At 41.7% G+C, this 12,974-nt stretch carries 10 protein-coding genes (1 of these 10 cut by a window edge); all 10 read left to right on the top strand.

The features are described 5' to 3' along the window. Window positions 1–867 (top strand): dTDP-4-dehydrorhamnose reductase, encoded by an 867-nt coding sequence (gene rfbD / locus ACYCS5_RS11745; protein WP_459761084.1) that lies wholly within the window; start codon window positions 1–3, stop codon window positions 865–867. A gap of 81 nt (window positions 868–948) precedes the next feature. Beyond that, window positions 949–2,706: an acyltransferase family protein gene (locus ACYCS5_RS11740; RefSeq protein ID WP_459761083.1), complete on the top strand. Its 1,758-nt coding sequence runs from the start codon at window positions 949–951 to the stop codon at window positions 2,704–2,706. Between the two features lie 319 nt (window positions 2,707–3,025). Further along, on the top strand, window positions 3,026–4,123 hold the full coding sequence (locus tag ACYCS5_RS11735) for an acyltransferase family protein (protein WP_341040129.1): 1,098 nt from the start codon (window positions 3,026–3,028) through the stop codon (window positions 4,121–4,123). A 381-nt stretch (window positions 4,124–4,504) separates the two neighbouring features. Continuing rightward, complete coding sequence (locus tag ACYCS5_RS11730) at window positions 4,505–4,561, top strand: hypothetical protein (RefSeq protein WP_413782955.1); 57 nt, start codon at window positions 4,505–4,507, stop codon at window positions 4,559–4,561. A gap of 372 nt (window positions 4,562–4,933) precedes the next feature. Further along, window positions 4,934–5,842 (top strand): glycosyltransferase family 2 protein, encoded by a 909-nt coding sequence (locus ACYCS5_RS11725; protein ID WP_459761082.1) that lies wholly within the window; start codon window positions 4,934–4,936, stop codon window positions 5,840–5,842. Next, window positions 5,839–7,239 (top strand): undecaprenyl-phosphate glucose phosphotransferase, encoded by a 1,401-nt coding sequence (locus ACYCS5_RS11720; RefSeq protein WP_039271378.1) that lies wholly within the window; start codon window positions 5,839–5,841, stop codon window positions 7,237–7,239. The genes ACYCS5_RS11725 and ACYCS5_RS11720 overlap by 4 nt, the downstream gene beginning before the upstream one ends. 106 nt (window positions 7,240–7,345) lie before the next feature. Then, entirely contained in the window at window positions 7,346–8,218 is an 873-nt protein-coding gene (locus tag ACYCS5_RS11715; protein WP_459761081.1) for a phosphatidylinositol-specific phospholipase C/glycerophosphodiester phosphodiesterase family protein, read from the top strand. Window positions 8,219–8,362: 144 nt separating this feature from the next. Continuing rightward, entirely contained in the window at window positions 8,363–9,055 is a 693-nt protein-coding gene (pcrB, locus tag ACYCS5_RS11710) for a heptaprenylglyceryl phosphate synthase (protein WP_459761080.1), read from the top strand. 41 nt (window positions 9,056–9,096) lie between these two features. Then, the gene (gene pcrA, locus ACYCS5_RS11705; protein ID WP_459761079.1) at window positions 9,097–11,421 is read left to right on the top strand and encodes a DNA helicase PcrA; all 2,325 of its coding nucleotides are present in this window, start codon (window positions 9,097–9,099) and stop codon (window positions 11,419–11,421) included. Between the two features lie 88 nt (window positions 11,422–11,509). Then, a protein-coding gene (gene ligA / locus ACYCS5_RS11700) for an NAD-dependent DNA ligase LigA (protein WP_459761078.1) crosses the window boundary here: on the top strand, window positions 11,510–12,974 show its 5' portion. Its footprint extends 551 nt past the window's final position; only the first 1,465 of its 2,016 coding nucleotides appear in the window; its start codon is at window positions 11,510–11,512; the stop codon falls past the right edge of the window.

The following is a 12,974-nucleotide window of genomic DNA, read 5'->3' as shown; positions in this document are numbered from 1 at the left end:
ATGAAGGTCCTTGTTACGGGAGCAACTGGTCAATTAGGTAGTCAAGTTTGTGGGTTTTTCCAAAAGCAGGATTACGATGTTTTGCCGTGTGACCGAGAGAAGCTGGACATTACTAATTTGGAGCAGGCTATAGGAATTTCGAAGAATTATCAACCAGACGTAATAATTCACTGTGCTGCGTACACTGCAGTGGATGCTGCAGAAAATGATATTGATAAAGCATATCAAATAAATGCATACGGAACCCGCAATATGGCCTTGGCTGCAGAAAAAGTGGGAGCGAAGTTAGTATATATCAGCACTGATTATGTATTTGATGGTTTTTCACAGCTCCCTTATCAAGAATATGACAATACCAATCCCCAAACTGTTTATGGTAAATCAAAAAGAGCGGGAGAAATACTAGTTCAATCGTTATCTTCTCGCTATTTTATTGTAAGGACTTCATGGGTGTACGGAATTAACGGCAGCAATTTTGTAAAGACTATGTTAAAACTGGGGCGGGAGAAGCCTATGCTTCAGGTTGTGAATGATCAAATAGGCAGTCCGACATATACGGTAGACCTTGTAGACTTTCTAAATGAAATAATTAAGACTGAAAAATACGGAGTGTATCATGCTTCAAATAAAGGTTCATGTTCATGGTATGAGTTTACACAGGCAATATTCAAGGACGCAGAAGACATACTAGGCATTAAAATGACCTCAAAGTTAGAACCCTGCACTACCCAGCAGTTCCTAAGGCCTGCCCCACGCCCATTTAATTCTGTATTAGATCATATGAGCATCCGTGCTAATGGTTTAACCGATTTACGTCCTTGGAGAGAAGGGTTGCGACAATTTTTAAAGGAGTTAATTGCATATTAGATGGAATATTGTAGAATGTAGTGATTTAGAGATAAAGAATATATAACACAGAATATACTGTTTGAACTTTCAGGGGGAGTTATGAAGTTAAAGTATTTAGAAGGACTACGTGGATTTGCAGCATTTATTGTAGTAATATTTCACTTTTTAGGGAGTTTTTACCCCTCATCAATATATGGGACGCTAAACAACATTAACACTCCAGCAAAATCAGAATTGCTTTTTGTAAGCACTCCCCTGAATGTTTTGTACAATGGGAATTTTGCTGTTTGTATTTTCTTTGTATTAAGTGGTTTTGTATTAAGTATTAAGTTCTTTAAGACAAAGGATTTAAGTGCAGTTACAGAAAGTGCTATAAAAAGATATTTTAGATTAGTAATTCCGGCGATTTTCTCAGTCTTGATTTTTTATTTTTGCTTCAGGATGTTTGAAAAGGATGAACCCAATATTTACAAGGCTCTATACGAAGGGTTTATTGGTAGTTTTTTTACTCACACTGCAAATTATAATGTAGTTTTGTGGACGATGAGTTTTGAATTTATGGGCTCTTTTATTGTATTTTTATTCTGTGCACTGTTCGGGAAAAGCAGGAACCGAATCTTTTTTTATTTCTTATTTATTCTCTTATTCTGGAAAACATACTATTTGGGTTTTGTACTTGGTTTATTGTTATGTGATTTTCATTACAACAATACTAGTAAATTAGGTGTAATTGAGAATAGACTTTTAAAGTGGGCACTCCTTATCTTTGCATTGCTTTTAGGTTCTTATCCTAACCAATTAGAAAAAATGGATAATTCAATTAAGTTGAATGACACAATCTATGCTTTCTTTAGTAAGTTAGAGGGTGCTGACTCATTTTATCATTCGATAGGTGCATTTATTATCCTTTTAGTTGTGCTTAATTCATCCACATTAAAAACAATATTCTCTTCGAAATTTATGAACTTTATTGGGGAAATATCCTTCTCTATGTATCTTATACACAATGCGATTATTTTTTACTTTTCAAAAAATGTCTTCTATTACCTCCTTTTGGAACGTAAAATTCCATATGTTTGGTGTTTTGTCTTTACTATAAGTATATCTATTCCAATTATTATCTTTATATCTGTTATTTATGCTAAATTGATAGATAAAAAAAGCGTTTCTTTTTCAAATTATATGTACAGAAATTTTTTTAAAGAGGAAGCTAAAGATAGTTTTATTGATCTCCTTCACATCTCTGTTACGCTTCGTAAGCTTATCCATAAGATAAAGTATAATTACAAGCAAATAGTGATTAAATTTATCATATCGGTGATTATTGTTTTAATATCTGTATTCTTGTTTCCTAATTTGTATCAGGATAATAGCATAAAATTAGAATTATATGCGAAAATGTCAAAGGAACTAGATATGCAAGTTTACTATACAACAAAGCTAGCGGAGTTTGACGAAAGGAATTCAATACTTCAAAAGGTATATAGTAATGAAAATTTTCAAAAAATAGTTATTCAGTTACCAGTTTCATATATTGAAAGAATCCGAGTTGATTTTGGGTCCTACCCAGGCCAGATTTATTTAGGCCCTGTTATGTTAATAAAATCAGATACTAAAAGAGTAATAAATATGATTGATAATTCACAAATCAATCAAATAGAGAATATGGGTACGACTGATGAGGGAATCCGGCTAAATTCAAACTCAAGTGATCCGTACATCGTCCCCGTATTGAAAGCTGGATTTGGGAATAATATTGGGGGCAATTTAAGCTTTGTTAGAATTGCACTGGGCGTCCTTTCGTTTTTCATACTTTCCTTGTTTGCTAAGGTTTTAATTGAATTTATTAGGAGATAGGCGCTGGGTTGCGCCTCTTTTTTCTATTATAATCATTAATTTTTACTTCAATATGTGAACTGTTTTGAATGTTAACTTTACTCGGAATGCTGAAGAAATCTTCAGAGAAAGTCTCAATATGAGATGAATTAGTAGGGGGAAATTGTATATTCTTGTCACCTCAACTCAATAGTCTATGCCAGTATTTCTGTGCAGAAGCTTTACGACTAGGTAGTAATTCATCACAGCTTTAACATAATTTCTAATTGGGAAGGTCTAAAGGTCCGATCATTGACGTTAATTTTGACAACAATTGATGAGGCTAGGTGGGTTAGAGTTAATGAATAGGAATTTTGGATTAGATATATCAAGAGTCACAGCTATCTTAATGGTTTTGATTTGTCACGGTCTATCTTGGTTTTTTCTGGATTATGGTGTACTAGGATTCGTATATGTATTCGGTTACTTAGGAGTAGAAATATTCTTTGTTTTAAGTGGCTTTTTAATTGGTTCGATTCTAATAAGAGACATATTTCATAGTGGAAGTTGGAACTCTCTCCCTAACTTTTATGTAAGAAGATGGTTGAGAACTATTCCTGTATATTATTTCGTTATTCTTATTTTATACATCTTAGATTCAAGTCAATTTAACCTGGAAACGATGTTGTTTTTACAAAACTTTGAAGCGGAGAAGCTATTATTTTTTCCCGTTTCATGGAGCCTTTCTATAGAAGAGTGGTTTTACTTGTTATGTCCAATAGTCTTTTTGCTTATTTCTAAGCTAAGTAATTCGAATAAAAAAGTTTTGATATTTTCAAATCTTTTTATTTTGTTATTTATTAATATATTGAGAATTGTTTACGTCATTAATTACGATCCATCATGGGATCAAGGAGTAAGAAAACAAATACCGATTAGGTTGGATAGCCTATTAATTGGTGTGTTATTGGCCAGTGTAAAATTTTATTGGGTAAAATTTTATACAAAGGTTGCTCGAGGCAAGATATACCTAATAGCTAGTCTAATTATCTTATATTACTTTGGAATGCAATTTGTCTATGATGGTATTACTCAGAATACTATAAATAATTCGTTTTATAGCAGAACTCTTTTATTTTTTGTCGTTTCTCTTTCATGTGCTGTTATTATAGCTTATTTTGAACAGAGCAAAGTAAATAGAACTAGTTCTAGTGTTTTTAGAAAGGTAATTACATTTTTAAGCAAGATAAGTTATTCTATATATTTAGTGCATTTTCCTATATTTAAGTTCTTATCTGTTGTGCTTGAATCCCATAATTCAATAGTAGTAAAATTTTCATTATTATTTTGTTCTCTTATTTTAACACTTATAATTGCAACTGTTTTGTACTATTGTATTGAAATTCCTTTTTTAAAATTAAGAGATAAGTATGTTCCTGCTAGAAAAATAAGCCTTTAAGACGAAAGAGAAAGACAAGCGCCCATGGATAGTCAGGATAATTACTGAGATTCTTTAAATAGGCCAGCCCCTTCTCCATTTTATGGAGAAGGGGCTATTTGGCTACTAACGGTTAAATGACTTTTAGCGAATGAAACAGACTTTTATATAACAGCTCCCTGCTGTACTACAAAGGAATGAACAAGTTTGAGAGATTGTTAACGAAATTAGGTTAATGCACATAGTACATTTAATTTACCGAAATACCATCGAATGCGTGTTCCTTTATGGAAATATATAGTATAATTGAAACGTGCAACCGATAGAGCTGGCAAGGGCGGTCGGCTAACTCTCCCGAGGAGGGGGGTGAAGCCTGTGACAGTGTTTGAGGCGCTCAGTTTAATGCTGACGTTCGGGGCGTTAATCGTCACACTGTTAGAGTTTAACAAACGAAAATAGACCGCCCCCGCAAGGAAGGGTCTATTTTCGGCCTGATTGTTCCAAAACCGTCCGCTCTTGGAGCGTTGGTTGCGCAGGGGCTGGCTGGCACCAGCCCTTTTTCCATGTATATCTTACCACGATGAATTTTAGACCTCAACCGAGGATTTTACAAAAATCTAATAAACGACTTCCAATGAACAATATATAGATCGAAATGATTTCGTTTGTCTATATTTGCACTTTGGAGTGACAGGAATCGAACTTTGCATAATCCTTCTAAACTATGTAAGGTTACAAGTTATGTGCTTTTTTGCGCCCCGTGGTCTACGCGGTATGCTATAATAGGCGATAGTAGAATAGATTACTGAATTTGTCAGGAGCGTTTTAAATATGGATGTAAGCATACTGGTCGTCAACTATAATACGTGTCAATTGACGCTGGATTGTTTGCAGTCGGTGTATGCGTCCAAGACGCAATACCGATATGAAGTGATTGTTATTGATAATCACTCCAGTGACGGATCTGTTGAGGCTATTCGTGCTGCATACCCGGAGATTATGTTGATAGCCAATGAGGATAATACAGGTTTTGCCAAGGCAAACAATCAGGGAATGGAAGTAGCCGGCGGACGTTATATATTGCTGTTGAACTCCGATACGTTGGTGCAACCGGACACGCTGGATACAATGATTCCGTTTATGGATACGCATCCGGAGATGGGAGCATCGGGCTGTAAGGTCATCCTGCCGGATGGTTCGCTGGATAAGGCATGCAAGCGTGGATTTCCAACGCCATCAGCTTCTTTTTACTATGCTTTTGGCTGGTCGAAGCGTTACCCGGATAACCCGAAGTACAATCAATATCAGCTTGGGCATCTAAGCCCGGATGATGAGTATCCAGTAGATGTACTGGTAGGTGCTTTTATGCTAGTACGCCGGGAGACGATTGACCAGGTCGGGGGGTTGGACGAAACCTTTTTTATGTATGGTGAGGATATTGACTGGTGCTACCGGATTAAGCAAGCCGGGTGGGGCATTTACTACTACCCGCGCACATATATTATTCATATCAAAGGGGGCAGCGCTCGCCGCCGTCCTTTGAAAATTATTTATGAGTTTCATAGAGCTATGTGGGTATTTCATCGTAAGCATTATAAACAGCAATACAGTTGGATCACCAATATGGCTGTATATGCGGGGATTGCCGTGAAATTTGGAATGGCTTTCCTAAAAAATAAGTTGTCCGCACCGGTCAAGCCGGACGGCGGGGAACAATCTCATACTGAGGTGAAAGCATGATACGCAGAAATCAGCGTTTTTTAACCCAATTATATATTGTGGCGGATTTCGCGGTCATTCAGTTGTCCTTTCTGATCGCTTGGTTTTTCAAATTTGAAAGTGAATGGATCACCTATACAGAACCGCTTCCTATTCAAGTATATGGAGGCTGGAGCTTAATCTACGGCCTGATTGCCGTAGTGCTGGGGATGTTATTTTCGCTCTATTCGCCCAAACGCAAAAAACGATTTGCAGATGATGTATTTCGCGTCACCCAGATTCATATCGTTGGACTGTTCGTGCTGTTGAGTGTGATGTTCTTCGTGAAACAAATTGATATCTCGCGGTCCTATCTGGCAATCTATATGGTTGGAAACGTGCTGCTTATTTTGTTTTATCGATTTTTCTTGAAGCAAGTTCTTAAAGCTCTCCGTCAAAAAGGGTACAATAAACAATTCATGCTTATTCTTGGGGCGGGTACTCTAGGCCAGCGATTTTATCATAACCTTGGACAGTATCCTGATCTGGGATACGAGGTAGTGGGTTTTCTGGATGATAAGCGGCATTGGAGTGAAGAGGAAGAGGCGCATTTCCGCCCGATTCTTGGAGGCTTAGATCAATTGGAGGCTACGCTGTCGCGTCTGATGATTGACGAGGTCATTCTGGCGCTGCCGCTGGATGCTCATGATAAGTACCCCAAGATTATCAACATGTGTGAAAAGGCTGGAGTGCGCACGCTTATAATCCCCGACTTTTTCGATTATTTGCCGGCTCGCCCGTACTTTGATAACTTTGCAGGTATGCCGATGATCAATGTGCGGGATATTCCACTGGATGTAGCGGGGAATCGATTGTTTAAGCGCCTATTCGATATTTTATTCTCTTTATTCGCGATTCTCCTGACCTCTCCGATCATGCTAGCAGTAGCGATTGGTGTGATGATTACATCCAGAGGGCCAATCATTTTTAAGCAGGAGCGGGTAGGCTTGAATCGTCGCACCTTCCGAATGTACAAATTTCGTTCGATGAAGGTGTTACCACCTGGAACTGAAGATACGGGCTGGACGACTGCTAATGACCCAAGACGCACACGTTTTGGTACTTTTATTCGTAAAACGAGTCTCGACGAGCTGCCGCAGTTTTTCAACGTTCTGCTGGGTGATATGAGTGTCGTTGGTCCACGCCCAGAGCGGCCCTATTATGTGGATCAGTTCCGTGAGGAAATTCCAAAATACATGGTGAAGCATCATGTTCGTCCCGGAATCACAGGCTGGGCACAGAGCAACGGGTTGCGCGGAGATACATCTATTGAGGAACGGATTAAACATGACATCTTCTATATTGAGAACTGGTCGCTCTTATTCGATATTAAAATTATTTTTCGTACGATTCGCAACGGTTTCAAGAACGCGTATTAATTTAGAGTCACCCTTCGGTTTAGCCGGAGGGTGCTTTTGCGTCTGGCAGTTGTTTTGAGCATGCGTATGTGGGGTATTGACCTTTACGAAAAGGATGTGACACCCTATGAAACGACTGATTGCTGCGGTCATTCTTTTAATGTTAACCGGCACATTTTTACTGGCTTACAAAGGGCAATCTACAGAAGAACAGACTGACTTTACCACGCACCGCGTAATTTCGCATGCCATGGGAGCCGTTAATGGTTTGGCCTATACTAATGCGCGTGAAGCGTTTGTGGAAAATTATAAAAAAGGCAGCCGCGTATTCGAGGTCGACCTGATGTTTACTTCGGATGGACAATTGGTGGCGCGCCATGAATGGACAGAATCTTTTACAGAGCAAATGCAACAGGAACACGCAGTTGCTACAGAACAGGGAGGAAAACCTTGGAGCTATCATCAATTCAAGAACACCCCCATACACGGTTCTTATACCCCAGTAGATTGGAAGGATGTATTGGATTTATTGGAAACATACCCGGATGCTTATATTGTGACCGATACGAAAGAACAGGACCCTGCCCAGATCAAACAGTTGTTTGCACAACTGACCCGTCAGGCGCAGGAGAAAAACCCCGAGCTTTTGTCTCGTATTGTTCCCCAAATTTATAATGAAGAAATGCTGCAAACATTACGGAGTATTTATCCCTATCCATCCGTTATTTATACGCTCTACGCCACAGAGGATAAAGATGACCAGATCATTCGATTTGTACAACAAAATGATATAACGGCAGTAACTTTACCAGAGAATCGGGTGAGTGGTGCTCTAGTGGAAAGTTTGCGTCAGGCCGGAGCGGTATGCTACGTAAATACCATTAATGAGTTGAAGGATGCGGCTGAGTATGAACAGATGGGTGTGCAAGGTTTCTATACAGATATTTTAACGGAAAAAGAACTTAGTAAACGTAGTTGGTTGTATGCGCTACGCCCCTAGGCTGTCTGAACGGGGTGTTCCCATTTGATACGAACATTGACACCTTTTAAGCACTGTCATAGACTTAGCATAGAACGCTTTTGGATATTGGAATTCGGTTCGACTGGATCATGACAAAAGCAATGGATGCTGGAGGAATGTGTGTTGGCAGATTCAATTCAATCATGGAGGCATGTGTTTAAGCTTGATCCTGAAAAGGAACTGGATGATGAGGCACTTGACGCCGTGTGTATGTCTGGTACGGATGCGATTATGGTAGGAGGTTCATCAGGTATTACCTACGAAAATACGGTGGATTTGCTGTCGAGGGTTCGACGTTATGAGGTGCCGTGTGTGCTTGAGGTGTCCGATCTGGAAGCTGTAGTACCAGGGTTTGATCTATATATGATTCCTATGGTACTGAATACCGCTGACAGTAATTGGATTCTAGGACAGCACCAACGTGCGATTGAACAGTTTGGTTATATGATCCCTTGGGATTTGCTTGTGACGGAAGGATATATTGTTTTGAACGGTGATTCTACAGTCGCTAAGCTTACCGGAGCAGATACTTCGCTGGATACTTCATCTGCCACCTCATATGCACAGATTGCTGACAAGCTCATGCATCTGCCGATTGTATATGTGGAATATAGCGGTGCTTTTGGAGATATGGAGCTGGTGCAAAAAATACATCGCAGTACAGAGCACTCTCGTGTCCTATACGGGGGAGGAATCGTGGATAAATCTACCGCGTTACAAGCGGCTGCCGTTTGTGACACCATTGTAGTAGGAAACATCATTTATCGTGACTTGGCGAAAGCGCTGGAGACGGTAGCTGTGAAATTGGAAGTATAGAACGTGATTTTATGGAAGCTCAGGGAAAGGAGCATGCACGCATGCAATCAATAGATATACACGAGGCGGTAGCTCGCCTTAATCCGCCTCAGCGTCAGGCTGTGGAGGCGGTAGATGGTCCGCTGCTGATTATGGCTGGCGCAGGCAGTGGTAAAACACGGGTGCTCACGCACCGAATAGCCTACCTCATCGCAACCCGCAAGACGGCTCCATGGGGCATTTTGGCGATTACCTTTACGAACAAGGCCGCGCGTGAGATGCAGGATCGCGTATCCAAGCTGATTGGCCCACAGGGAAGAGATGTGTGGGTATCCACCTTCCACTCGATGTGTGTGCGTATTTTACGTCGGGATATCGAGCGGATTGGATTTACCTCGAATTTCAGCATTTTGGATTCTACGGATCAATTGTCTGTCATTCGGAGCTGCATGAAGGATCTGAATATAGACACCAAAAAATTTGAACCCAAAGCGGTTCAGTCTATGATGAGTACGGCAAAAAATGAACTGGTCACTCCCGAAATGTATGAGCGCAAGATTGGCGACTATTTTGAAGGGATTGTGGCGAAGGTATATACCAAGTACCAACAGCGGCTCAAAAACAACAACTCTCTTGATTTTGATGATTTGATCATGGCAACGATTCAGCTGTTTAAAGAAGTACCTGAGGTACTGGACTTCTACCAGAAGAAATTTCAATACATTCATGTTGATGAATATCAGGATACAAACCGTGCGCAGTACATGCTGTGCAAAATGCTGGCCGACAAGCATCACCGGATTTGCGTAGTAGGTGACAGTGACCAATCCATCTATCGGTGGCGAGGTGCCGATATTAGCAACATTTTGAATTTTGAAGAGGACTACCCGGAAGCGCGTACCATTTTGCTGGAGCAGAACTACCGGTCCACCTCGAATATTCTCAATGCTGCCAATGAAGTCATTGGTCAAAATACAGGCCGCAAGCCGAAAAAACTATGGACTGACAAAGAAGGCGGCGCCAAGATTAAGGTTTACCGTGCTGATTCTGAACATGATGAGGGCTACTTTATCGCCTCCGAAATTCATAAGAATATTAAAGCGGGCAAAACCTATAGCCATCATGCCATTTTGTACCGTACGAATGCTCAGTCTCGGGTTGTCGAGGAAATTCTGATTAAATCAGATATTCCTTATCAGATCGTGGGCGGTATCAAGTTCTATGATCGGAAGGAAATTAAGGATTTGCTGGCGTATCTTCGCCTGCTCTCCAATCCTGACGACGACATCAGTTTGATCCGAATCATTAATGTGCCAAAACGAAGCATCGGAGACACAACTGTCGGCAAATTGCAGGCAGCTGCAGCGGAACGTGGAGTTTCGATTTTCCGTGTCCTTCAAGTGGTAGATGATTTGGGCTTTGCAGGACGTACGCGTAATGCGTTGGTAGAGTTTTACGATATGATCGAAGGTTTAAGTCGTATGGTAGACTACCTGTCGGTTACCGAGTTAACAGAAAAAATGCTGGAAACCACCCAATATCGATTGGAACTGCAAAACGAGAATACACTCGAGTCACGCTCGCGTTTGGAGAATATTGATGAGTTCCTGTCGGTAACCATGGAATTTGAAAAAGGTGCGGAAGACAAGTCACTCGTCTCCTTCCTGACCGACCTTGCGCTGATTGCTGATATTGATTCCATGAATGACGACGAAGAAGAGCAAAGCGATGCGGTTGTATTGATGACCATGCATAGCGCCAAAGGTCTGGAGTTTCCCATTGTATTTATTGTCGGTATGGAGGAGGGAGTGTTCCCTCATAGTCGTGCCTTTCTGGATAACGAAGAACTGGAAGAAGAGCGCAGATTGGCGTATGTCGGCATAACCCGTGCAGAGGAGCAACTGTTCCTTACATGTGCACAGATGCGCACTTTGTTTGGACGCACCACGGCTAACCCGCCTTCCCGCTTTCTCGAAGAGATTCCAGACGAGTTAAAAGAGGATACGATCATCAAACGTGACCGCTATCGTCGTTCAGGCAATGTAGGCGGATCTTATGGTGGGCGCGGACTGAATAAAGGTAGTGGTAGCAACTTTGGTGGAGAACGCTCGTTTGATACGATGAGCCGCAGTGGTTCGTCCGCTTCCGCGTCACCCCGCGTAACCGTAACGACATCTTCATCCGCGAAACCGACTCCGGCTGCTTCGGCAGGAGGCCCCTCCATTTTTGCTGCTGGAGACAAGGTACAGCATGGCAAATGGGGAACTGGAACCATTGTCGCAGTAAAAGGGACTGGTAATGACATGGAGCTTCAAATTGCTTTCCCGGCTCCAGTAGGGGTTAAACGACTGCTGGCTGGCTTTGCACCTATTACAAAAGTAGAATAAATCTCAAACATCACTAAATCTCGAACCTCATGAGTGGCAGTTTGGCTTAGCCTCTGCCCTGATGAAGTTCCCGGAGGGATACGCCTGCATGAACCCAATGCACAGGATGGAGCAGCTTGTTGCTGAACTGAACACATATAACTATCATTACTACACACTGGATGAACCCAAGATCAGCGACAAAGAATATGATGTGCTTTATGACGAGTTGGTAGCGCTCGAACAGACGAGCGGTCTTGTGCTGCCGGATTCGCCGACACAGCGTGTGGGCGGGGAGTTACTTAAAGGTTTCACACCACATCGCCACCTTGCCCCATTATGGAGCCTTGATAAAGCTCAGAATATGGAACAGCTGCGTGCATGGAACGCGCGTGTCGTGAAGCTGGTCAATGATTATAATACTAAGAACCCGGAGTCACCTTTGCCATCTCCAGGCTATGCGATAGAACTTAAATTCGATGGACTGACGCTGAACCTGACGTATACAGATGGACAGCTTGTACAGGCTTCTACCCGCGGTAATGGCGTGGTGGGTGAGGGAATACTGGCACAGGTGAAGACGATTAAATCTGTGCCACTTACAATTCCTTTTCGAAATGGAACCATTGAAGTACAGGGAGAAGGGATCATGAATCTCTCTGTATTGTCCAAATATAATGAGACTGCCGTGGACCCTCTTAAAAATGCACGCAACGCCGCAGCTGGTGCTTTGCGCAACTTGAATCCCAAAGTGACAGCAGAGCGGCGCTTGAATGCATTTTTCTACAATGTGGGATATGCAGAACGTATCCAGTTTAACAGCCACCAGGAAATGATGACTTTCCTGCGTGAAAATCATTTTAAGGTAAACCCTTACCTGACTTACTTTGATAATTTTGAAGATGTAATGGAGCAACTGATTGAGATTGAAAAATCTCGTGCCGGATTGGATTACCTCATTGATGGGGCAGTATTGAAAATTACAGATATGCGCACACGTGAGGCTCTCGGGTATACCGATAAATTCCCGCGCTGGGCGGTGGCCTATAAGTTCGAAGCCGAGGAAACGACAACGGTGCTTAACTCGGTTGAGTGGAATGTAGGACGAACCGGTAAAATCACCCCACTCGCAAGGGTAGAGCCGGTAGAGCTGGCGGGAGTCACTGTACAAAATTGTACACTGAACAATGCTGGTGACATCGAGCGCAAAAACCTGAAGTTTGCTTTGGGTGCACGTGTGTTTATCCGTCGCTCAAACGATGTCATTCCGGAGATATTAGGAAAGGTAACGTCTGAGAACGACGGGGAGGAAATTGTCGTACCAGATCATTGTCCAGCCTGCGGGTTTCCGTTACAGCAGCGAGGTGCCCATTTGTTTTGCGACAATAAGCTGGGGTGTAAACCGCAAATTGTAGCTCGTATTTCCCATTTTGCTTCACGTGATGCTATGGATATTGAGACATTCAGTGACAAAACGGCCATACAGCTGCATGACGAACTGGAAGTGCGCGAGCCTGCGGATTTGTATACACTCCAATATGATGATCTTGTGAAGCTGGAGCGGTTTGGTGAGA

The sequence above is a fragment of the Paenibacillus sp. SEL3 genome (genome assembly GCF_054602585.1).
Note: the sequence above shows the minus strand (reverse complement) of the source record. Positions and strands in the feature narration are given on the sequence as shown.